Consider the following 21,131-nt stretch of genomic DNA (forward strand, 5'->3'; position numbering starts at 1 on the left):
ATTTTGTAATTCTCCGATTAAATTTAAATTTTGAAGAATTACATTACTTAAATTTTAAAAGATAGATTATGAATTTTTTCCTGGGCTTCCTTGCTGGTAGTGGTGCTTTTGATGGACTTGCAGCTGCGGTTATCGTTTTTGGCGTCATAGCCATTTTGGGTGGTTTTAATGCCGTTATAGCTTCCATTCCTGCTTTTATAGTGTTTTGCGTTGCAAAGGCATTTTTAGAAGGCTTGACTTCTAACGTAAATAATAGATTTGTTACCCTTGTCGTTCCGATCGCTGGAGCTTTAGTGCTAGCATACTTTACGGCTGATGCTGTTTATAAAAGTGAGCAGGCAAAAGATGCCGAGCATGAAGTGCAGAAGCAACAAAATATGACGCAGCAAGATAAAGTCTATTATATCCAGCGAAGTTTGATGTTCGGTGGCTACGGTGTGATGATTGATGGTAAATGGGGCAAAAAGACTATGCGAGCGGCGCAGAAATATTCGGGCTCGTCCGCAACCTCGATCGACGAACTTTATGAGGCGGTCAGGGCTAAAAAAGAGGGTAGAAGATAAAATTTAAATCGCGAGCCGAGCCTTGCACTAAATTCTTAAATTTACTCGCTTTATATACGTCTTATCGGGCGCCTCAAAATAGATTGGGCTGCTTGTCAAAGTCTCTTAAGCTTGTCTGGGGCGTAAATTTTAAAAATGGAGCTTGAGCGTTTTTGAGGTAAGCGGACGAAATAAACTTGCTTGTGCGCGGACTATGTTAAATTTAATAAATTTAGCTGCAAGGCGCAACGGAATTTACGTTGTTTGCGGCTTGCAAGCGGGATAAATTTAAGGGCGCGATCTTTACGGGCAAAATTTTATGCGCGACGACTGAGGCGCGCGGTTTTCTATGAAAGTTTAAATTTCTTATGCTCAAAGTGGTATTTTTTCTGCGAAATCGCGTTAAATTTAAGGCTATCTATCCTGGAAAAGTTAACGGCGTATTCCTTCAAGCAAGCGAGGATGAAAGAGAAGCGGTAATTGCCATTTTCGTAAAATATCTCGCTCGTTATTATTTCGCCGGGCGCCGCGTCGCATCTTTGATCCGAGCTCATAACGCATTTTAGTTCATAATATCCATTTTGCAAATCTCCGATGTAAAATTTCAAATGCAACTTTTCATTAATTTGCTTTTTGGGTAGCAATAGCGCATCGTTGAAGCTTATGCCCGCAAAAATTCTTTCTAGCGTATGCATATTTTTATGCAGCCCTGCTAAATACGCCTCGTATCGCCGCTGCCTTAAGGCATATTCGCTATCTTTTATATTGCCCTTGATCCAATCTAAGTCAAAATATAGCACTTCAATTTCTTTGGTTTTAAATCTGTCGTTGTCCGTTCGCTACAGCCCCAAGAAATTCTCATCGTTTTTGATCTTTTCGATGATATCGAGCGTGGCGTAAAACTCGTCGTAGAAATATGGCATCTCGAGCTTGAAAAATTTAAAATTTAGCCCCTCCAGCACCTTGAGCGAGTGTTTGTTTTTAAGTAAAAATATGAAAAATACCCCGTCTTTTTCCAGCGCGTTGAGGTAGTTTATTTCGCTTATATTGGCGCGTAGGATCTCGGCGTCAAGGATGACGACGTCGGCTACGTAGATGAAGTCGTTTAGGTGCCTCTTTGCGCTCTCCCAGTTGGAGTTTGGCATCACGTCACAACCAAGCCCGCTTAAAAAATCTCGCAGCTCCTCGAAGATCGCGCGGTTTTTATGCGTTATGATGACGTTGTAGTCGTATTTTTTAGCGCTAAAATCCTGCTTTTGCGCAAAGCAGCTAAGTACCGCATCCATTTTGATAAAGGTTCCGCGCCCGTCAGCTCCAATACTTGGATGCGAACCGAGTGCACGCAAATGGGTCTGCGCCGAAGTAAGATACTCATCATCCGTGCTAGCGGCGCTTTCTAGTGCACTTTTAAGCGCATAGGTGCGCGGATCCTTTAGCTCGCGATCGATACCTACTCGAACGTCGAGCTTGATAGAGCTCATATTCGCTCTAAGTTCCTTGCTACTAAATTCCACGCTCACGCGGATCGGTTCAGCAATATTTTGTAGGAAAAACTCGCACGCATCAAAGACTGCGCTAGTGAGATTTAGCACCTCGCCGCCGTAGATACGCGGTAGCTGCGGCGGGAAGCTAAGATAGAGCGTGCTGTCGTATTTCGTGCACTCCTCAAATAAAATTTCGCTTTGAAATTTTAAAATTTTTAAAATATCGATCTGCGCGATATCCTCGCGTCTAGGCACGACGGAATCGCTTTCTTTGGCTTTAGGCGCAGCGGAGAAAATTTTGCCGCTTACGGCGGGCTTTTTAGCAAAAAGTTTTCTTGCCACAAAGCCTGCCGTCGCAGCCAATATTGCTAGCGCGCCTAAAACCACGGCTTTCATAGCACAAGCATCCCATCGCCGTAGGAGTAGAAGCGGTATCTTTGCTCCACTGCGATGCGGTAGAGCTCAAGCGTGCGCTCAAGGCCGATGAAGCTCGCCACGAGCATTATCAGCGTGGATTTGGGCAGGTGAAAGTTCGTAAGCAGAAAATTTTGTCTTATCGGCGGATTGCCCGGGTGCAAAAACAGCTCGCAGATCCCGCTGATTTGTCCGTTACGCGCAAAATTTTCGATCGTGCGCGTAACGGTCGTGCCCACGCCTAAAATTTTTCGCTCGCTTTTTAGGATTTGTGCGGTCTGCGGCGGGATAGAGTAGAGCTCGCCGTGCATCTTGTGATCGCGCAGATCCGCTACTTCCACGGGCTTGAAGGTGCCTGCGCCCACGTGCAGCGTGATGAAGTGGATCTCGTGATTTCGGCGCAAATCCGCAATCATCTCACTATCAAAGTGCAAGCTCGCGGTGGGTGCGGCGACGGCGCCTTGCTCGCGCGCGAAGATGCTTTGATACCAGCTCGCATCCTCCTTCGTATCGGCGCGCTTGATATACGGCGGCAGCGGCACGTGGCCGATACGTTCGCAAATTTCAAAAACATCGTGGGTGTTTAAAGCCTTACCGCCGCGCTCAAACTGCACGATGCGAAGCCCGCCTTCTATCAGCTCACAAACGCGCGCGTTAAGACCGCTTTGAAATTTTAATTCGCTACCCGCTTTGACGCTGCCGCGGATATAGGCGCTAAATTTATCGCCCTCAAGCGGCGAATTTAACAGAAGCTCGATCTTGCCGCCGCTGTTTTTATGACCGAAGAGGCGCGCCTTGATTACCTTCGTGTCGTTGAAAATAATATCGCAGGGCGGCAGGACGTCCGCCAGATCGCCGAAGTGCGCGTGCGTGATCTGCTCTTTGGCGCGGTCGTAGATCAGCAGGCGCGCGCTTTGTTTGGGCATCGCAGGCGCGCTTGCGATGAGCTCGCTAGGAAGCTCGTAATCGTAGCTGCCAACTAAATTTAGATCCGCCATCTCACGCCTGCGCTACGTCCGTGGAATTTTCGCTTTCGTCATCCTCAGGCTTATACGGATTTATCATTTTGGCGATAAAGATCGAAAGCAGATAAAGCGCAATTAGCGGAGTTGCGAGCATAAACTGACTAAGCACGTCCGGCGGCGTCATAACCGCTGCAAAGATGAAAATAATGACGATTGCGTAGCGGAAAAAATCGCTCAGGCTTTTATTAGTTACAAGCCCGATTTTAGCGAGGAAAAATGTCACCACCGGAAGCTCGAAGCTGATGCCGAATGCGACGACGAGCTTGGCGAAAAAACCTACATATTCGCCGATTGTAGGCATCGCAGTAAATTGCTTGGCGCCAAAATTTACCAAGAAATTAAACGCGACGGGGATTACGAAAAAATAGCAAAACGCCGCGCCTAAAAAGAACATAATGCTCGCGCCGCTAACGAAGGGGATGACGTATTTTTTCTCGTTGTCGTAAAGCCCAGGCGCTACGAAAAGCCACGCCTGCCAGAAAATTATCGGCATCGCTAGAAGCAGCGAGGTGAAAAACGATACCTTCATCGCGGTAAAAAACGTTTCGCCAAGCTGGGTAAAGATGATCTCACTGCCCTTAGGAAGCACGCGCACCAGCGGACGGGTCATAAAGCCTAAAATATCTTCCCAAAAGCCGAAGCACGCGATAAAAAGGACGATGACGGACAGCACGCAGATCACTAGGCGCTTGCGAAGCTCGGCTAGATGCGGTTTTAGCTCTTCAAACATTAAATTTCTCTCTCATTATGATTTTTGCGTATCGTTATTTTGCGCGGAATTTTGCATAGAATTTTGCGCATCGCCGTTTAAATTTGCATTCATATTTTGCGCAGCGCTTTTTGCTTCACCGCTTGCATTCGTATTTTGCGCGCTATTTTCTGCACTGCCGCCCGTGCTCGGCATGGGATTTTCGCCTTTGTTTTCGGCACTCGAATTCGCGCTTTTGCTTTCAACGCCGGAATTTGTTGCGCCGAGGGCGGAGCCTTGCATAGAGTTTGCGGCTCCAGCGGAGCTTTGCGCGGAATTTTCGCTGCCCGAATTTGCCTTTAAATTTGCCGTCTCGCTCTGTTTTTGTGCCGAGACTTTCGCGGAGTTTAACGCGTCTTTGGCGGCGTCCGAGCTAAGCGTTTCTTTAAGCGAGCTTTCCGCGTCTTTTAGCCCCGCATTTAGCGTCTCTTTGACCGAGTCGATACCGCCTTTGATCTCGTCGAGCTCCTCAAACGTGAGCTTTTTGCGCACGCCCTCGCTTGCTTGCGTGATACTCTCTTTATATTTTTTGGCATCCTCTTTGAGCTCGGCGATGCGAAGCTCCTGATCGAAGCTCGATTTTGCGTCGTTGATGGTTTTTTTGATAACTTTGAAGTATTTCGCGAGCTCAACCAGCACTTTTGGAAGCTTCTCGGGCCCCAGCACGATTATCGCGATGATTAAAATGACCGTAATTTCAGGCATACTGATACCAAACATAAAATTTCCTAACGTAAAAAGTGGCGTATTGTAACTAAAATTTCATTAATCTTAAATTTAGCGCCCGCGGCGGCTGCTTTGCGTAATAAAAAGCGCGATCTCGTCGGCGAGCAAAAAGTTGGGATTATAAAATTTACCCTCGGCAAATTTCAGCTTTTTTTCGCGCACGAGCAGCTGCGCGTTGCTTAGCTCCGTAGCGTTTAAAATTTGCGCTTCAAGCCCCAAAACGCAGCGCAGCCCGAGAAATATGCGCTCAAGCTTTTTATCCTGCGCGCTTAGAACTTCGCGCTGTTTTTGTAGCGGATCTGCAATGTAATCTCGCAAATTTTTAGGCGAGCTAAGGCGCACCTGAGCGCTAGTTCCGACCGCAAATGCCCCAAATCCAGCGTAATCCTCGCCGCGCCAGTAAGCCAGGTTGTGCTTACAGCGCAGTCCGCGCGCGGCAAAATTTGAAATTTCATACTGACTAAAGCCGCTATCCGCCGCAAGCGCAAAGAAAAATTTAGCTAGAGCCGCGCTTTCCTTTTTAAAGCTTTCGTGCCCAAAAAACGGCGTGTTTTCCTCAAGGCTCAGCGCATAGGCGCTTAGATGCGGCACTTCACAGCGCGCAAACTCGGCCATTTCAAATTTTAAATTCCTTTTATCGTCAAATTTGCTTGCATAGATTAGATCCAAATTTATATTATCAAAGCCCGCTGCTTTGGCATTTTGCACCGCCAGAAAAATCTGCGCCGCACTGTGCGCGCGACCGAGGAACTTTAGCTTGGTATCGTTGAAGCTTTGTGCGCCGAAGCTGATGCGATTTACGCCGAGACCGCGCATCGCCTTAAGCCAAGCGGGACTAGCGGAGTTTGGGTTAGCTTCCGAGCTGATTTCGGCTTTGGCGGTAAAATGCGGCGCAAGCAGCGCAAAAATTTCATTGTAAAGCCCCATATCTACGGCGCTTGGCGTGCCTCCGCCGATAAAAAGCGTCGAAATTTGCGCATGTAGATTTTTCGCCAAAAAGTCGCGGACTTCAAGCTCTAGCGCGCTAAAGTAGCTTTTTGCGAGGCTAAACTTATCGCTGAAGGAGCCAAAGGCGCAATATGGGCATTTGGAGGTGCAAAACGGCACGTGGATGTAGATGTGCAAGGGCGGTCCTATGGGTTAAATTTATGTCGCAAAATTTAGCGAATTAATTTGAAAATTTATATAAATTTTAAGCCTCTTAACGCAAATTTTAATATTTTTAGGTAGAATTTTGAGAAATTTTTTGTGAGAAAACGAGATGGAAAAAGAGAAAAATTACAGACCGAATGTCGCTGCAATCGTACTTTCGCCCTCGTATCCGTTTAATTGCGAAATTTTAATCGCGCAACGAAGCGACATCAAAGGCGCCTGGCAGTTTCCTCAAGGCGGTATCGATGATGGTGAGACGCCTAAGATGGCGATCCGTAGAGAGCTAGGCGAGGAGATCGGAACAAGCAAAGTCGATATCATTGCTGAGTGCCCGAAGTGGCTTAGCTACGACTTTCCCGATGGGGTAGCTCAAAAGATGCGCCCATACGACGGGCAAATTCAAAGGTATTTTTTGGTGAAATTGCGAAGCTTAGCCGATATAAACATCAATACTAAACTTCCAGAGTTTGACGCATTTAAATTCGTAGGCGCGAATGAGGTTTTAAGGCACGTAAATCACTTCAAAAAGCCGATTTACGCGACGGTTTTAAAATATTTTAAGGAGGAGGGTTACATTTAATGCTGATCGTTCAAAAATACGGCGGTACGAGCGTCGGTACGCTAGAGCGGATCGAGGCGGTCGCGCAGCGCGTGATAAAGACTAAAAACGAAGGACACGATGTCGCGGTAATCGTCTCTGCGATGAGCGGCGTTACCAATCAGCTCATCGAGCAGGCGGAATTTTTTACTAAAACTCCCGTAGGCAGAGAGATGGACGTGCTGCTAAGCTCGGGCGAGCGCGTCACGAGCGCACTTTTGGCTATCGCGCTAAATGCCAAGGGCTATGCTGCGATCGCATTTAGCGGACGTGGTGCTGGCATCGTGACGGATAATTTTCACACCAAAGCTCGCATCGTCTCGATCGATCCTAAAAGTATGCAAGAGACGCTAAAGCAAGGCAAAATCGTCGTCGTCGCGGGCTTCCAAGGCATCAGTACCGCAGGTGAGGTAACTACGCTCGGGCGAGGCGGAAGCGATCTTAGCGCAGTCGCCGTCGCAGGAGCGCTGAATGCCGATCTGTGCGAAATTTACACCGACGTAGACGGCGTATATACGACCGATCCTAGAATCGAGCCAAAAGCCAAGAAGCTTGATCGCATTAGCTACGACGAGATGCTTGAGCTTGCGAGCTTGGGGGCGAAGGTTTTGCAAAATCGAAGCGTCGAGCTTGCGAAAAAATTAAACGTAAATTTGGTGACGCGAAGCAGTTTTAACGATCATGAAGGAACACTCATAACAGGAGAAGAAAAGATGGAAGATGCGGTAATTAGCGGCATTGCACTGGATAAAAATCAAGCAAGAATTACGATTAGAAACGTAGAGGATCGCCCCGGCGTCGCGGCTGAAATTTTCTCCGCGCTTGCGGGCAAGGAGATCAACGTCGATATGATCGTGCAAAATATCGGACGAAACGGCGAGACGAATTTGGGCTTTACCGTGCCGCAAAACGAGCTGCAGACTGCTTATGCGGTAATGAAAGAGGTAAATCCAAATCCGAATTCCATCATCGAATCGGATGCCGATATCGTAAAGGTTTCTTTAGTCGGCGTTGGTATGAAAAGCCACAGCGGCATAGCCAGCAAGGCGTTTAAGACGCTCGCGGACGAGGGGATAAATATCCAGATGATCTCCACGAGCGAGATTAAAATTTCGATGATCGTAGAGGCCAAATACGGCGAGCTTGCCGTGCGCGCGCTGCATAAAGCCTACGATTTGGATAAATAATGCAGGATCTGCACACTTGGAGCGTTACGGCGATGCGCTCCGAGCCCGGACTTGAGTGGCTCGAGGATCGCAAGGAGGACTGGACGCCGCTTTTAGCATCAAAGCTAAAATTCCTCCACGACGGCTTTGCTTTCATCGTCATCTGCGACGATGAGCGAAGCTGGTTTAGCGAATACATCATCAAAAAGATCAACTCCTCTACCAACTCACGCCCGCTGCTACCGTTTTTTTCTTTGCGCTCGCTCTACCGTGGCGGCGTAAATAGCCTGGAGGACGCGCTGCTGCTAAACGATATGCTAAGCCTCGCGTTTGCCAACGGCTTTATATATTTTTACATCGGCAACGGCAACCATCCGCTAGCCAAAATCGCCAAAAGCCACGAGGACAGCTATCTGTGGCTCATCGACGAGAGGCTGCAAAATAGCTTTTATATGAGCGAGAGCGATCCGAGCCTGGATCTCAAACTGATCCAGCTTTTTAAAATTTTAGACAAAAGCATCGACGCCGTGCTTTTTGACGAAGTGGTGCTTTGAAAATCATAAATCAGATCGTTTTAACGAACGATTATGAGGGCTTTAAAGATAAAATTTTAGCCGAAATTCCGCGCAAAAATTTAAGGTTTTTCGAAAGCGTCGAGCTTAAGATCGACGAGGCGCGAAAGATCATCGACGAAGCCTACGTCGCCGAGCGCGAGGATAAGATCATCGTCATCGCCGCTACGAAATTCGGCGAGGAGGCGCAAAACGCCCTGCTTAAAATTTTAGAGGAGCCGCCCAAAAATACGGTATTTTTCCTGATCACCCCCTTCATCAACGCCCTGCTGCCTACCATCCGCTCGCGCCTCGTGGTGCAAAATCTCTGCGTGCGAAAGCCTAGATACCGCACCGGGTTAAATTTAGCCAGACTCAGTCTAAAGGAAGCGGTGGAGTTTATCGACGCGCAGATCGCGCTGGAGCGCAAGGGCGAGCTGGATAAGACGGCGCTAAAAGCGCTCATCGGCGAGATCGCGCTAGAGTGCTTCGAGGCGGGCGTTAGGCTAAGCGGCGATGAGTTGCAGCGGATTGACTGCTTGAGTTACCTCGCCGAGCACAACGCCAAAGCCCATGCCGTGCTTACTCCGCTACTTTTGATGATAGAGGAGAAAAGATGAAAATTTATAAAATTTCAAATGATGCCGACTTTACGCTGATTTGCGAGCGTATCGGTGTGCGAAATGCGGGACGAGCGATAATGCAGAAAAAATCGCGCCTAAACTTTTTCTATCTAAAAGATCTGCGAGCGCCCGCGGCGAATATTTTAAAACAAGATGCCCTTAGCATCGGTGCCGAGCTTGCGTGTAACGAAGGAGTGATCCTAGGACGCGATGATACGGATGCGGTTTTGATCGCAAATGACCGCCAGATTGAGGCTTTAGCGCAGAAAGAAGCGCTGCAGGATTTCGGGCTAAAAGAGCTCGCGAAATTTCTAGGCAAGAAATTTGCTAAGCCGCAAAGCTGCGAAATAATGGGCGTAGTAAACATCAACTCCGATAGCTTCAACCCCGCAAGCCGCGCGGCAAACCTAAAAGAGGCGATCTGTAAGATCGAAAATATGATCGAGCAAGGCGCCGCTATCATCGACATCGGCGGCGTAAGCTCTCGCCCGGGCAGCCAGTACTGCGGCAGGGATGAGGAGTTTGCGCGCATAAAGGATGTCGTGAGCGAAATTTACCGTCTGCGTCTGCACGAAAGGGCTAAATTTAGCCTCGATAGCTTTGATGAGTATTGTTTGGAATTTGCGCTAGATCGGGGCTTTAGTATCATTAACGACATAAGCGCAAACCTCGCTCTTGCTCCGCTTGCGCTTCGCTACGACGCCGCTTACGTGCTGATGCACATGCAAGGAAAGCCGCAAAATATGCAGCTTGCGCCCAAATACGACGATCTGATGGGCGAGATCGATGAGTTTTTTGCGCAAAATCTGCAGCAGCTGCAAAGCGCGGGGCTTAAAAAGATCATCCTTGACGTGGGCATCGGCTTTGGCAAGACCGCCGAGCAAAATTTGGTGCTGATTAAAAATTTGCAGCATTTCTTGCACTTCGGCTGCCCGCTGCTCGTGGGTGCGAGCAGAAAGAGCGTTATCGATTTTTACAGCCCCTCTGCGGTTGCGGATAGGCTCGCAGGCTCGCTGTACCTGCACCAGGTTGCCGCTTTAAACGGCGCCGCGATCATCCGCACGCACGACGTTTTCGAACATGCTCAAATGCTGCGGCTAATGCGCGCGATGGACGCCGCTGCGGTAAAATTTTAAAATTTTGCGAAAGAGCTTTTGCGGAATTTTATCCGTGTTTTATTTTGCGCCTAAGCTTTCGTGCGCTTGCTCGTCTAAACTTATAAAAATTTATAAAATTTAGCTCGATTTATGAGGCGCGTCAAAACAGCGAAGCAGGACGGTATAAATTCTAGCGACGATTGCACGGATTATTTGCTGCGCGAGCCGAGTTATTTCATTTTTGGGCGAAACGAGCGCTTTACGTCAAAGCCTTTGCTAGCGATTTTTATATCATTTGGTATCGTGCCTGCCGGAGCGGAGGTGTCCTTTTTGGCGGATAAAAACTCGACTAGGCTTTGCCAGACAAAGTCGGCATCCAGATAAAACCCCATCGCGTTAAGCTGTGGATTTATCGCCGCGGTGTGAATGTTCTGTGTGAGCTTAAAAAATACGATTGGGGCGCTCAAAATTTCATCTTTGCTTATAATTTTATCGTCGCGAACAATATTTTTTAGTGTCGTTTTGCGGTCGCCCTCTAGCGCCACGAGCTGCAGAATCTCCTCGCGCGTAGCCTGCTCGCCGATCATCTTGCTTAGCCACGAGACGATATGGACGCGAAATCCATCGCTAAAGCTCAAAGTTCTGTCTTCCCAATACTGCTTTCTTAACTCCGTCTCGTCAAACTCTAGGCTTGTGTAAATTTTACCCTGAGAGGCGAAAATATGGACTAAATTTTTGCCGATGAAAATCACGGAGTGAAGCAGGCGCGGCAGCTTATTTACGTCCGTTTTACTCCAGTTTATAAATTTACCGCCGATAAAGCGGTACCCGCTAAGCTTCCTTTCAAAGACCTTTTTATCGCCCTCGTCAAGCCTCCATAGCTCGCCCGCATCGACTAGGGTAGAGTTTCTGCGGTCATAGACCAAAGTCTCGTCAAGCCCGTATTTTGACACCATAAAATCGTAATTATCTTTAAATTTCGAGATAATTTTCATGTTCGTTCCCTAAAATTTTATCTTTCAAAAGCTCCTGAATCGGCGCGCTTTGTACTGAAACTGAAGCAAAATTTTATCGCTGCAAATTTGCGCTGCGAACCTCGCAAATTTTACTAAAATTTACTGCTAAATCGCCAAAATTTATATCGTAAGCCCACGGCTCGCTCAATTTTACCGCATGCCAATGGAGCGGCAAAATCGCACAAAAAGCGTGCGGCGCGGCAAATTTTAAATTTATTTTACGCGGCGACGTAGAATTTTAAAATTTATTTTCCGCAATGGCGCAAAATTTCAAATTTATCTGCCGCAAAAACAGAGGCCGCTACCGCTTAAGTCGCAAATTTTAGTAGCGGTAAAAACCAAAGTCGCTACCGCTTAAAGTCGTGGATTTGTATATTTGCGCCATATTTTTTGCAAAGCTCGCTTACTTTTTCTTTCAGCTTTTCCTCGTCGTAGCAGATGAGATCGATGTATGCGCGCTTCTGCCCGGTTGCGCCGCCGATTATCTCCAGAAACGAGCCGCAGCCTTCCAGCTCCTCGTCCTCGATTTTATTTCGCAGATCAAAGCCCGCCTGCATATCGCCGCCGTTATCGATGCTAAGAAAGCAAAATTTGATGCCGAGCTCGAAGGCTTCGTTATAGATGTCGCGCTCGCCGTTTAGGTACTGATTTACGATGGCCGTTAGGCAGGTGGTGCCCACGATAACGTCCTCGCGCACCTCGCTACCGCGCGGCTCCATCTCGTAGCTGAAAAAATTCTTCAGCGGTTCGCGCGTGGCTTTTTCGCCGAATTTCTCATCTATCAGATCGGCAAATTCGCTTAGCGGCACGCCGTTTTCCTGCGGCTTATCAAGCACTTCAAGTATGCCCAAAGTGTTAATGACCGTCGTCTCGCCGATGATGTTATCAAACAGGATGAAGCTTAGATTGCCCGCCTTGCCCTCATCCTGCGCGAGCAGAGCCGCTAGGTTTTCGTTGTAAATTTTAATATCCACGTCGCTTTCGTTAAACTGCGCGTAGATCATCGACTCCTCGGCGCTTACGCGCGTATCGTACATCTCAAGTCCGCCGATACCTCGCGGCGCACGCGGCTTTCCGAGCGTACAGCGCATTCTGCCCTCGAGCTGCTTAGGCATAGCGTTTTTGATGAAGCTTAGCCAAAATAGGCGATGTCTCATACCCTCTGGAGTTAGCACCAGATCGAGCTTATCGCCCGCGAGCCCCGTCATAAAATAGGGCTCGGCAAGGCAGATGCGAAGCTTCTCGTCGGTCTTTTGCATCGCCTTTTCAAACTCTTCCGCCGCCAGATCGGCCTTGATCTCATCTATCGCGCCGCTAAATTCCGCCCAAAATTTATCCACTCTGCCGGCAAAGGTACTTGGAATTTGCGCCTTTTCAGCTTTTTTTCCTGAGCCAAATAGCCCCATAATCTCTCCTTTAATTAAATTTAAACGCAATTATAGCTAATTTTTCGCGGGCGCGGAGCGCAAGCCGTAAACTGTCCCGCTCTTCTGCGCTCCGATATACGGCCCGCGCGGTGAAATTTTACTGCCATTTTAATCAGGCAAATGAAAGTAAATTTAAAATACAATACGAATCTCAACTAAATTTAAGGAGAGCAAATGGGACTGTTTAAAAAACTATTCGGTGGCGATGACGCGGGCTACGAGGACAAAGGCTTCTGCGAGCGCGCCGCACGCGATCTTGAAGGTGGCTGCGAAGGAAAAGGTAGCGCAGACGGCGAGCCCGTGTTTTACGCAGACGGCGAAGATGAGGCGATGCTAAAGGCATTCGAGCAGGCGCGAAAGAGCTTTCGCTACTTCTGGCGCGAGCTGTACTGGGAGCGCCTCCGCATCGTCCCCGCGCTTAGCTTTGCCTACGTCAAGGTCGCCTTTTCGCAAGAGCTAAACGGCAGCACCGAGGTCGAGCATATGTGGGTAAACGACGTGTATTTTGACGGCGAGCGCGTTTGCGGCGTGCTCGTAAACGACCCGAACGTACTAAGCAACGTCAAAAACGGCGACGAAGTCGCGGTGCCGCTAGAGCAGATCAGCGACTGGATGTTTGCGATAGAGGGCAAGACCTACGGCGGCTTTAGCGTGCAGGCGATGCGCAAAGCTATGAGCCAGAGCGAGCGCGCCGAGCACGACGAGGCGTGGGGGTTAAATTTCGGCGATCCTGATGTCGTACTAGTGGCATACGAGCAGCAGGAGCATCCGCAAAATTTAACCGAACACCCGATGAGCGTCAATACGAAGAAAAATTTCGAGGAGTTTTTGCGCGGGTATCCGGACGAGATCACGCGCACGGACGATGAGGGCTACACGATGCTGCATCACGAGGCGATCGCGGGCAACCGCACGAGAGTCGAGCTTTTGCTTGCCAAGGGTGCGGATAAAAACGCTAAAAATGTCCACGGCAAAACCGCGCTCGATTATGCTAGAGCGCTCGGCTGGGATCACGTCGCGGAGGCGCTTAGTAGGTAAGCGGCGCAAATTCGCCGTTTGAAATTTAGCTTTTGACGTTTGTGAAATTTAGCGGCAAGTCTATGGCGATAAATTTGGCTGCATGCAAGATGAAAATTTTACTATCGCTAGATATGCTGGATATCGTTGCGGACATTGTTTAAATTTCGCCGCTTGTAAATTCTGTTTGCCGCCGAATACGTCCGATATAGCACGGCAGGCTTATTTAAAATTTGAAACTTTTAAAATTTAGGCTCGCTAGATTTATATTTGGTCACAGTGCGAGCTGCTTTGATAAAATTTCATTAGCTAATTTAGTTATGGCGCGAAACGCCGGCGAGGCTAAATTTTATGGCTTATAAATTTAACTAGCGCCTATTCTTTTTACCGAGGCCAAATAGCCCATAAGCTCCGTCTTGATTAAATTTAAAGATCACGACGCCGATTTTTGCGCGAGCTCGGAGCGTAAATTTTAAAAAGCCCGCCCTCACGTGCACTGAAAGCAGCCGCCCAAAACCTCGCATTTCTCGCAGATCTGCACATATATAACCCCCTCGCCCTGCACTAGCTCGCCGAATGGGATCTGCGCTAGATGCTTCATCGTCCCGCCGCAGCTAGGGCAGCTCAGATACGTGGCGTCCTGCACCCACTGCGGATAGCCTCCCACGGTCACGTCAAGTTCGCTAAAGCAGCCGTAAAAGGGCGATACTTCGCCGCCTAGCTTAAATTTCATACCGCTCAGCCGCGTCATATCCTGTTGCGAAAAGTAGCTTTTCTCCATCCCTTCGCCCTCGCATTGCATCTGTAGCTCGTCGTCCGCGCCGCGTTTACAAAAATATCTGACTGAGCCGACGCAGGTCGGGCAGCAGCGAAAGATCGCGTCGTGCTTTAAATTCAGAAACGCAAGCCGCGGCTCGTCGGCCTTAAGACGCAGCATATCGAGCATCTCGCAGCCGCAAAACTCGCACTTTTGCCCCGTAGGCCTGCCGATACGTACGGACTCATTCGCGTTTTGGTTTGCGCATTCGCAACGGGCGCCCTTTGCATTTTCGCTTAAATTTAAACCGCTACTAGCGTCTTTTTGCGCGTCTGATTTGAAATTCGCGCGCTCGTTCCGCAAGCTCGCGTTTGCGTCTTCGTCCATGCCCGTGCGAGCACTCTGCGCGCCCGCGTATAAATTTGAAATTTCGTCCGCGTCTTTTTGCGCATTTTGTTCGGAATTTGCGCCGCCCGCACCGCCTTTGAAATTTGAAATTTTACTCGCGCTTTCATCTCCGCGCTCGCTCGCGCAGCCGCCGTTTTTCTCTGCACTATCTCTCACGCGCACTACCGCGAGGCATTTATCAAAAACGAGCGATTTTCGCTCGCCCCTCTGATCAAAGCTCCAGCCGCCGATTTGCGCGTAAATTTCGGTGCCTGCGTAGAGCTTTTGGCGCCACGGCTTCGGGTTTTGATACAGCTCGTAAAAAAGCTGCGTCGTCTGCTCGTCGCCCTGCCACGCAAGCGCGCACAGTAGGTCGTTTAGGGTATTTTTGGCATTGTCCTGCAGCGAGGCGAGCTTGCGGACGAGCGCGTCTCTCACGTCCTTCGGCGCGCCGAAGTAGAGCTCGGGCGGGCAGTAGATCTCCGCCGCGACAGCGGCTCGCGCAATCCTTGGATCGTGTATGTCACGCAGGCTAAAAAGCGCCCAAAAATCGTTGTAAATCTCATCCCATTTTTCGATCTCGCCGATTCGCTCCGCGATTTTTAGGATCATCGCCTCCACTTCGTCCGCGCTTAGGTTTAAAATTTCATCCCGCCTCTGCCTTTGGCTGCATGAGTGGCAGATGCCGTCGAAATAGATCCTGTTTTCGCCGCATTTTGGGCATAGATGGGCTTTGCTTTGCATCTTATCTCCTTAAATTTGGATTTAAATTTCGTCAAATTTTAGCTAAATTTTACTGTTTTGTGGCGATCAAGCTCGGTTTAGAATTTATGTCGCATTGAACGAGAGGCTTTATAATACGCCTAAAATGCGTTATTTACAAATGGAATTCAAGCTGAAAGAGATGTGAATTTTAAATTACGATAGAAATAGGGCGGGTTTGCGAGATCAAGTGGAATTCATCTTCGAAAAGATAAATTCCACTTTTGTGCGCTTAGGCACAAATCACTTTTCAATGTGATGTTTGACCAGATACTCGATGATATTTACCGCATTATCGATGCCGCAATACGACGTGTCGATGCAGATATTGTAGTTTGCGGACGCGCCCCAGACTTGGTTGGTGTAGTATTGATGAAAGCTCATCCTGCCTGCGTCGCTGTTTTCCATATACTCGCGCGCGTCGGTATGGCCCTCTTTTTCTAATCTGGCGAGCTTAAACTCATCACTCGCGCGTAAAAATACCGTCAGCAGATCCGGATGTCCGCGCAAGAAAAACCCGGCGCAGCGCCCAAGCACTATAACGTTGCCGCCCGAGACGATCTTTTCGTAGATTGCTACGATGCGATCGCGCTTTTGCTCATTGGCTAGCTCGTTGTGCGAGATTGCCTGAAGTAGCGTATTTACGGGCATTTCGTTGTAGAACTCATACATCTGCTCGAAGCAGCCAAGCTCGTCTGCTTTGCGGAGCAGATCCGCCTTGGCTAGATAGGTGTAGCCTAAGCGCTCGGCTAGTTTGCGCGCAGTTTCGCGCCCGCCTGCGCCCGTTTGTCTAGCGATCGAGATTATCATATTTTCTCCTTAGATGAAATGTGCAAAAATACCGGCACCGATGACGGTAAGAAGTCCCGTAACTGCCATCGCTAAAGACGCCATTGCGCCCTCTACGTCACCGATCTCAAGAGCGCGCGCCGTTCCCATCGCATGGCTCGCGCAGCCTAGGGCGATACCTTTTGCCATCGCCTTTTTTATGCCAAAAATTTTAAGTAGCGCCTCGCCAAATACACTACCGATGATGCCCGTAGCGATGATGCAGGCCACCGTTAGTGTCACGATGCCGCCTAAGCTTTCGCTGATACCCATACCGATCGGCGCTGTGACGGATTTCGGTAGTAGCGTGACATACATTGTATGATTTAGCCCAAATATCACCGACATCGCGTAGATGCTACCTAGTCCTGCGATCATACCCGAAATCAGTCCTGCAAAAATAGCTAAAAAATTACTTCGCAAAAGCGCCAGCTGCTCATATAGCGGCACGGCTAGACAGACGGTAATCGGCGTTAAGAAAAAGCTAATGTGCGAGGCGCTCGCGTTAAATTTTTCGTATGGAATTTTAAAGAGTAAAAGCACGCAGACGGTAAGCACGATACCGATTAGAAGCGGGTTGAAAATCGTTAGCTTAAAGCGCTTTTTTAGATAAAGTCCCAGCTCAAACGAGCCTAGGCACAAAAATACGCCGAAAAAAGCGGAGTTCATTAAAATTTCTCTCATTTTTTGTCGTCTCCGGATAAAATTTCGCGCTCCAGCTTCGCATCCACGCCCTTTGTATTCACGCCGTCTTGTTCGTGCGCGGCTTCGTAAAGCCTGCGCTTAACGCGGGCGAGGGCAATTTTATAAAAAATTTGCGTTACCGCGCCACTTGCACCGATGACTACTACCGTAGAGACCGCCGTAATCGCGATGATTGCGAAAAGATGCTGGCGTAGCGCGTCGCCTGCGATGATGATCGCAGCGCCCGCCGGGATGAAGATCACAGGCATAATCTGCATAAAAAATGACACGGTTTCTCTGATCTGCGATACTTTTATGAGTTTAAAGATCAGGGCTAAAAGCATAATGACTAGCCCATAGATGCTAGCGGGGATCGGCACAGGCACGAGCGCCGCCAAAATCTCCGCAACAAAAGATATTCCTAAAATCACACTAAATTGGATTAAGTAGTTCAAAGTTTACCTCGGATTAAAATTTAGGGCTAAATTTAGCACTTTGCAGTTAAAATAGATATTAATCTTGCTAGGTTTGGGCGAAATTTTGCGGCAAAATTTACTTAAGCAAGCTCTGTAGCTAGGCTGTAGGTAGAATTTTGCGATTTATCATAGCGCTAAATTTAGCCTTGCGGCACGGGTAAAATTCGGCTACGACTACTCAATCAAGCGTCTCGCCTAGCTCGATTTTGACGTCTAGAACCTTGCAGACTAGATCAAAAATTTCAATATCGACGTTGGGCGCGTATTCGTCCAAGACGGTGTAAACTTCGGCGCGCATATCCTCGTCGTGGCCCGGATGCGAGCGCGAATACAGCTCGTCCGTGCGGCGCACGAGCGCGAGATTGTCGATATCTCGCTCGCGCATCGCCTGCTTGAGCCGCTTTGAAATTTGCCATTTGAAACTTTGCATTTTCCATCCTTTAAATTTGCGCAATACTAGCCAAAAGGGCTTTAAAATTTAATTTCTTAAATCCGGTGACGCGTTTCGGCGCGATCAGCAAGCCTGCGCCGCTCGGTCTTACGCTTGCAAATATAAACGAGCCGGGTTTAGATCAAGGTTTTACCGGCTAAATAGAAGATTATCTTTGCGTAAATAGCGCTAAATCTTGCAAAGCCAATGGGATTACTTCGCCGTGCGAAGCGCCTTCGTAGAGCCTAAACTCGCAAGAAAGCCCCTTTGTTTTTAAAATTTCAGCTAGATCGGCCGCTTTTAAAATTCCCGCTTTATCGGTTTTTCCTTTACGCATTTCACGCGAGCCAGCAACGAGCATTATGAATTTCGCTTTTAAATTTGATCTAAGCTTTCCCTCTTCTAGGGCATCTCTGATCAGCTGTGATTCGCCCCACCACAACGAAGGTGAGGCGATAAAAAACTCGTCGAAAATCCCATCGTCGCGCAGCAAAGCATAAATCCCGAATAGCCCGCCAAAAGAATGTCCGAAGTAAATTTTATCGCTTTTTGCCGTAGAGTATTTTTTCTCCACGAGCGGAAATAGTTCATCTTTTACGAAATCGTAAAATTCTCCCGCGCCGCCGCCGTTTGCATATTCTTCGCCGCTCGCCGCGGGCGTTAAATCTCTCGTGCGACGCTTAATATCATACGCTAGCGGGCTGTCGTATCCGATGCCTACTATAAGGACGGTTTTGCTTAATTTTGGCACCGCTTTTGCGTTTTGCTTTGCGCCATTTGCATAAATTTTCGCATAAGAGTTTAAAAACATAGCAACTTGCGCGTTCGCATCAACCATAAAAACTACCCTATCGTAGCGAGCGACATTTTTTTGGCGAGCTATAAAAATTTTATATTTTTCGCCGCTCTTGCTTTTTAGAATAAAATCACTCACGTTAAACATTTCGCGTGCAGCCTCGCTTATCTGCTCAATCTTTTGTGGCGGTTTTGCCCCCAGATCGCAAGCGAATAAGCACGCTAAAAAGAGCGCGTTAAATACCGCAAGAAAGCTCTTTAGGCTTACCATTTAGCGTTTACCTTAAACCAAAACCTCCTGCCTTCCTCGGGGTACCAATAGTAATTGCCGTCGTCTGCGAGACCCTCGTCGTATCGGACGTTATCAAAGATATTGTAAGCGGTTAAATTTAGGCTCAGATTATCGTTTAAATCGTATTGTGCGCCCAAATCCGTAGTAAAAAGCTTTTTGTCGTTTTTGCTAACCCTATTGCCCGGACCGAATTGCACGCTTGTAAGCTCGCTTTCGTAATTAAGACCGATAAAGGTAGAAAGCGGAGCGATAGGCCTATAGCTAAGCGTCGCATGTGCGGCATGCTTCGGAGTAGCGGTCAGGGATTTGCCATCCAGCCTACTAAGATTGGTTTGGCTAAATTTAACGGCGCCGTTTGGCGTATAGATCGTAGGATCCCCAGTTTCGATCTCGGAGTGGCTATAGGTGTAGTTCGCCTTGAAATTTAACCTCTTAGTAATATCGTAATCGCCGCTCAACTCAACGCCGTAAACCTCGGCTCCTTCTATATTAAAATACGTTCCCCAACCCGGGCAATTAACGCTCGGCGCGCCGGCGCAGCCTCCGTAAGCGGGAATCCTATTGATATTGCTGCCATCGGTATCTAAAATTTTATCTTTGAAGTCGTTTTTAAATAGCGTGATATTGCCGCGCAGATCGTCTGCATTGTCGTAATAAAGCCCGATCTCGTAGGTCGTGCTTTTCTCGGGCTTTAAATCCTTGTTACCGAAATCTATAATCCTCCAGCCGCCCTGAATCGTGCCTACTTCAGGCGAAATTTGATTGACGTCGGGAGTTTTATAGCCGGTTGCGACGCCGCCTTTGATCGTCCAAGTATCGCCTATATTAAACGTCGCGTAGGCTCTAGGAGAAAAGTGGTTGCCGAAGTATTCGTTATGCGTGAGCCTGCCGCCGAGCGTTAAAAATAGCGTATTTTCGAAAATTTCGATCTCATCCTCTAAAAATCCCGCATGCTCGTTCATAGAAAATCGTTGCGGAGAGCGTAAATTTTGCCTACTCGCGTTTGAAACGATGAAAGTCGTTTGCACATCCTGTTTGCTAAAATCGTAGCCGAAGGTAAGCGTATTTATACCGAGATAAGTCGTAAATTTGGAATTAAAATTTCTATTTTTTACGATTGCGGGAGAAAGGCTATCAAAAATGCTCGTACGGCGAGTCTTATCCCAAAGATAACTTATATCAGCACTTAAGCTTTCAAACTCGCCCAAATATCCGACGCCGTGATTTTCTCTTTTATATTTATAGTGATTTAATCCGCGCGCGTTGGGATAAACGGCGGTTTTACCAAGAGTCCTTGAATAATCGTGATTTTGCCTTCCGGTTTGAACGTAAAATTTATTATTTTCATCCGGCGTTAGCCAAAGCTTGGCGTTAGAATCCGATTTATCACTCTTCTGATAGCCTCCCTTATAGCCATCCTCGTCGCGCAGCTTTTTATATCCCCACAGCTGAAGTGCCGCATACTGCCCGAAGGGAATATTGACGTAGGCTTCGCCCATCTTGCCGTTTCCGATACCCTCGTGATCTTGGATAGTTGTAGATATAGCAGCACTTCCGCTAAATTTAGAAAAATTCTTTTTCGTAATGATATTTATCACGCCGCCTACTGCATCGCTCCCGTAAAGCGAGCTCATCGGTCCTCTAATCACCTCGATACGCTCTATCGCTCCTGCGGGCGGGATAAAATTCGAGTTCATATCGCCCGCTCCGCCTTTTGGGTTCGCCGCCGCGGAACTTACGCGTTTGCCGTCGATAAGCACAAGGGTTTGAGAGCTTTCCATTCCTCTGATAGATATCCCGCTTGCCGGGCCGTCGTCGCCTGCGATAACGCTGACGCCAGGCATTTTATTCGCAATATCGTGTAGCGAAGTGAATCTGCCGCTTGATATCTCTTTATTATCCAAGGTGGAGATGGAGGCCGGCGCCTGCCTGATATCTTGGCGAAAGCCGCTCGCGCTTACTACGATTTCGCCAAGATTCGTGCTATTTGCGTCACTGCTTAGGCGCGAGCCTTCCATGCCGCATAAAATCGAAACGCTCGCGCATATAGATAATGCGATAAATTTCGCCTTTTTAAAATACATATCTTTTTGCATTTTTGTTCCTCTATTTTAAAATTTAATCGCGGATTATA

At 48.1% G+C, this 21,131-nt stretch carries 21 protein-coding genes and 1 pseudogene; 7 read left to right on the forward strand and 15 right to left on the reverse strand.

Annotated elements, in window-relative coordinates:
* Positions 1 to 68 precede the first annotated feature (68 nt).
* Positions 69 to 563: a hypothetical protein gene (locus Q0620_RS00620; RefSeq protein WP_298782765.1), complete on the forward strand. Its 495-nt coding sequence runs from the start codon at positions 69 to 71 to the stop codon at positions 561 to 563.
* A 326-nt stretch (positions 564 to 889) separates the two neighbouring features.
* On the opposite strand, the gene Q0620_RS00625 is transcribed toward Q0620_RS00620, so the two are convergent.
* From Q0620_RS00625 to hemW, 6 genes and pseudogenes are all read right to left on the reverse strand, one after another.
* Complete coding sequence (locus tag Q0620_RS00625; RefSeq protein WP_298782767.1) at positions 890 to 1,342, reverse strand: hypothetical protein; 453 nt, start codon at positions 1,340 to 1,342, stop codon at positions 890 to 892.
* A 39-nt stretch (positions 1,343 to 1,381) separates the two neighbouring features.
* A complete protein-coding gene (locus Q0620_RS00630) occupies positions 1,382 to 2,368 on the reverse strand; it encodes a hypothetical protein (protein WP_298782769.1) in 987 nt (328 codons plus the stop codon).
* Positions 2,369 to 2,418: 50 nt separating this feature from the next.
* On the reverse strand, positions 2,419 to 3,438 hold the full coding sequence (gene queA / locus Q0620_RS00635; RefSeq protein ID WP_298782771.1) for a tRNA preQ1(34) S-adenosylmethionine ribosyltransferase-isomerase QueA: 1,020 nt from the start codon (positions 3,436 to 3,438) through the stop codon (positions 2,419 to 2,421).
* Position 3,439: 1 nt separating this feature from the next.
* Positions 3,440 to 4,195 (reverse strand): twin-arginine translocase subunit TatC, encoded by a 756-nt coding sequence (tatC, locus tag Q0620_RS00640; protein WP_298782773.1) that lies wholly within the window; start codon positions 4,193 to 4,195, stop codon positions 3,440 to 3,442.
* Positions 4,196 to 4,663: 468 nt separating this feature from the next.
* Positions 4,664 to 4,933, reverse strand: a pseudogene (gene tatB / locus Q0620_RS00645) (Sec-independent protein translocase protein TatB); the annotation flags it as partial.
* A 57-nt stretch (positions 4,934 to 4,990) separates the two neighbouring features.
* Positions 4,991 to 6,064, reverse strand: a complete 1,074-nt coding sequence (hemW, locus tag Q0620_RS00650; RefSeq protein WP_298782775.1) for a radical SAM family heme chaperone HemW — start codon at positions 6,062 to 6,064, stop codon at positions 4,991 to 4,993.
* A gap of 136 nt (positions 6,065 to 6,200) precedes the next feature.
* Between hemW and Q0620_RS00655 the strand changes: the two genes are divergently transcribed.
* From Q0620_RS00655 to folP, 5 genes are read left to right on the forward strand one after another with little or no spacing between them, the layout of a single operon-like run.
* Positions 6,201 to 6,671 (forward strand): RNA pyrophosphohydrolase, encoded by a 471-nt coding sequence (locus Q0620_RS00655; protein ID WP_298782777.1) that lies wholly within the window; start codon positions 6,201 to 6,203, stop codon positions 6,669 to 6,671.
* On the forward strand, positions 6,671 to 7,876 hold the full coding sequence (locus Q0620_RS00660; protein ID WP_298782779.1) for an aspartate kinase: 1,206 nt from the start codon (positions 6,671 to 6,673) through the stop codon (positions 7,874 to 7,876). Before Q0620_RS00655 ends, Q0620_RS00660 begins: the two co-directional genes overlap by 1 nt.
* Positions 7,876 to 8,409 (forward strand): HobA family DNA replication regulator, encoded by a 534-nt coding sequence (locus tag Q0620_RS00665; RefSeq protein ID WP_005873254.1) that lies wholly within the window; start codon positions 7,876 to 7,878, stop codon positions 8,407 to 8,409. The genes Q0620_RS00660 and Q0620_RS00665 overlap by 1 nt, the downstream gene beginning before the upstream one ends.
* Complete coding sequence (locus Q0620_RS00670) at positions 8,406 to 9,026, forward strand: DNA polymerase III subunit delta' (RefSeq protein WP_298782782.1); 621 nt, start codon at positions 8,406 to 8,408, stop codon at positions 9,024 to 9,026. Before Q0620_RS00665 ends, Q0620_RS00670 begins: the two co-directional genes overlap by 4 nt.
* Positions 9,023 to 10,165, forward strand: coding sequence for a dihydropteroate synthase (gene folP, locus Q0620_RS00675; protein WP_298782784.1), 1,143 nt, complete (start codon positions 9,023 to 9,025; stop codon positions 10,163 to 10,165). Before Q0620_RS00670 ends, folP begins: the two co-directional genes overlap by 4 nt.
* A gap of 191 nt (positions 10,166 to 10,356) precedes the next feature.
* On the opposite strand, the gene Q0620_RS00680 is transcribed toward folP, so the two are convergent.
* Both Q0620_RS00680 and Q0620_RS00685 read right to left on the reverse strand, forming a co-directional pair.
* Complete coding sequence (locus Q0620_RS00680) at positions 10,357 to 11,121, reverse strand: hypothetical protein (protein ID WP_298782786.1); 765 nt, start codon at positions 11,119 to 11,121, stop codon at positions 10,357 to 10,359.
* Positions 11,122 to 11,489: 368 nt separating this feature from the next.
* A complete protein-coding gene (locus tag Q0620_RS00685) occupies positions 11,490 to 12,548 on the reverse strand; it encodes a hypothetical protein (RefSeq protein WP_298782788.1) in 1,059 nt (352 codons plus the stop codon).
* A gap of 195 nt (positions 12,549 to 12,743) precedes the next feature.
* Between Q0620_RS00685 and Q0620_RS00690 the strand changes: the two genes are divergently transcribed.
* Positions 12,744 to 13,607, forward strand: coding sequence for a DUF2314 domain-containing protein (locus tag Q0620_RS00690; protein WP_298782790.1), 864 nt, complete (start codon positions 12,744 to 12,746; stop codon positions 13,605 to 13,607).
* A gap of 466 nt (positions 13,608 to 14,073) precedes the next feature.
* On the opposite strand, the gene Q0620_RS00695 is transcribed toward Q0620_RS00690, so the two are convergent.
* The 7 genes from Q0620_RS00695 to Q0620_RS00725 all read right to left on the reverse strand — a co-directional run bounded on the left by Q0620_RS00695 (position 14,074) and on the right by Q0620_RS00725 (position 21,093).
* Positions 14,074 to 15,474, reverse strand: a complete 1,401-nt coding sequence (locus Q0620_RS00695) for a cytochrome C (protein ID WP_298782792.1) — start codon at positions 15,472 to 15,474, stop codon at positions 14,074 to 14,076.
* Between the two features lie 261 nt (positions 15,475 to 15,735).
* On the reverse strand, positions 15,736 to 16,302 hold the full coding sequence (locus tag Q0620_RS00700; RefSeq protein WP_005873246.1) for a cytidylate kinase-like family protein: 567 nt from the start codon (positions 16,300 to 16,302) through the stop codon (positions 15,736 to 15,738).
* Positions 16,303 to 16,311: 9 nt separating this feature from the next.
* On the reverse strand, positions 16,312 to 17,004 hold the full coding sequence (locus Q0620_RS00705; RefSeq protein WP_005873245.1) for an LrgB family protein: 693 nt from the start codon (positions 17,002 to 17,004) through the stop codon (positions 16,312 to 16,314).
* Complete coding sequence (locus Q0620_RS00710; RefSeq protein ID WP_291937916.1) at positions 17,001 to 17,459, reverse strand: CidA/LrgA family protein; 459 nt, start codon at positions 17,457 to 17,459, stop codon at positions 17,001 to 17,003. Before Q0620_RS00710 ends, Q0620_RS00705 begins: the two co-directional genes overlap by 4 nt.
* 199 nt (positions 17,460 to 17,658) lie before the next feature.
* Positions 17,659 to 17,910 (reverse strand): hypothetical protein, encoded by a 252-nt coding sequence (locus Q0620_RS00715; RefSeq protein ID WP_297988011.1) that lies wholly within the window; start codon positions 17,908 to 17,910, stop codon positions 17,659 to 17,661.
* A gap of 169 nt (positions 17,911 to 18,079) precedes the next feature.
* The gene (locus Q0620_RS00720) at positions 18,080 to 18,976 is read right to left on the reverse strand and encodes an alpha/beta hydrolase-fold protein (protein ID WP_298782793.1); all 897 of its coding nucleotides are present in this window, start codon (positions 18,974 to 18,976) and stop codon (positions 18,080 to 18,082) included.
* Positions 18,970 to 21,093 (reverse strand): TonB-dependent receptor, encoded by a 2,124-nt coding sequence (locus Q0620_RS00725; RefSeq protein WP_298782794.1) that lies wholly within the window; start codon positions 21,091 to 21,093, stop codon positions 18,970 to 18,972. Before Q0620_RS00725 ends, Q0620_RS00720 begins: the two co-directional genes overlap by 7 nt.
* Positions 21,094 to 21,131: the final 38 nt, after the last annotated feature.

Origin of the sequence: uncultured Campylobacter sp. (assembly GCF_938017615.1) — a bacterium.
Classification (GTDB): Bacteria; Campylobacterota; Campylobacteria; order Campylobacterales; family Campylobacteraceae; genus Campylobacter_B.

Excerpts from the sequence above, each read along its gene's own strand:
- Q0620_RS00620 (WP_298782765.1), top strand. The coding sequence starts at position 69 with ATGAATTTTTTCCTGGGCTTCCTTGCTGGTAGTGGTGCTTTTGATGGA.
- queA (WP_298782771.1), bottom strand. The coding sequence starts at position 3,438 with ATGGCGGATCTAAATTTAGTTGGCAGCTACGATTACGAGCTTCCTAGC.
- tatC (WP_298782773.1), bottom strand. The coding sequence starts at position 4,195 with ATGTTTGAAGAGCTAAAACCGCATCTAGCCGAGCTTCGCAAGCGCCTA.
- Q0620_RS00655 (WP_298782777.1), top strand. The coding sequence starts at position 6,201 with ATGGAAAAAGAGAAAAATTACAGACCGAATGTCGCTGCAATCGTACTT.
- Q0620_RS00660 (WP_298782779.1), top strand. The coding sequence starts at position 6,671 with ATGCTGATCGTTCAAAAATACGGCGGTACGAGCGTCGGTACGCTAGAG.
- Q0620_RS00665 (WP_005873254.1), top strand. The coding sequence starts at position 7,876 with ATGCAGGATCTGCACACTTGGAGCGTTACGGCGATGCGCTCCGAGCCC.
- folP (WP_298782784.1), top strand. The coding sequence starts at position 9,023 with ATGAAAATTTATAAAATTTCAAATGATGCCGACTTTACGCTGATTTGC.
- Q0620_RS00680 (WP_298782786.1), bottom strand. The coding sequence starts at position 11,121 with ATGAAAATTATCTCGAAATTTAAAGATAATTACGATTTTATGGTGTCA.
- Q0620_RS00685 (WP_298782788.1), bottom strand. The coding sequence starts at position 12,548 with ATGGGGCTATTTGGCTCAGGAAAAAAAGCTGAAAAGGCGCAAATTCCA.
- Q0620_RS00690 (WP_298782790.1), top strand. The coding sequence starts at position 12,744 with ATGGGACTGTTTAAAAAACTATTCGGTGGCGATGACGCGGGCTACGAG.
- Q0620_RS00695 (WP_298782792.1), bottom strand. The coding sequence starts at position 15,474 with ATGCAAAGCAAAGCCCATCTATGCCCAAAATGCGGCGAAAACAGGATC.
- Q0620_RS00700 (WP_005873246.1), bottom strand. The coding sequence starts at position 16,302 with ATGATAATCTCGATCGCTAGACAAACGGGCGCAGGCGGGCGCGAAACT.
- Q0620_RS00705 (WP_005873245.1), bottom strand. The coding sequence starts at position 17,004 with ATGAGAGAAATTTTAATGAACTCCGCTTTTTTCGGCGTATTTTTGTGC.
- Q0620_RS00715 (WP_297988011.1), bottom strand. The coding sequence starts at position 17,910 with ATGCAAAGTTTCAAATGGCAAATTTCAAAGCGGCTCAAGCAGGCGATG.
- Q0620_RS00720 (WP_298782793.1), bottom strand. The coding sequence starts at position 18,976 with ATGGTAAGCCTAAAGAGCTTTCTTGCGGTATTTAACGCGCTCTTTTTA.
- Q0620_RS00725 (WP_298782794.1), bottom strand. The coding sequence starts at position 21,093 with ATGCAAAAAGATATGTATTTTAAAAAGGCGAAATTTATCGCATTATCT.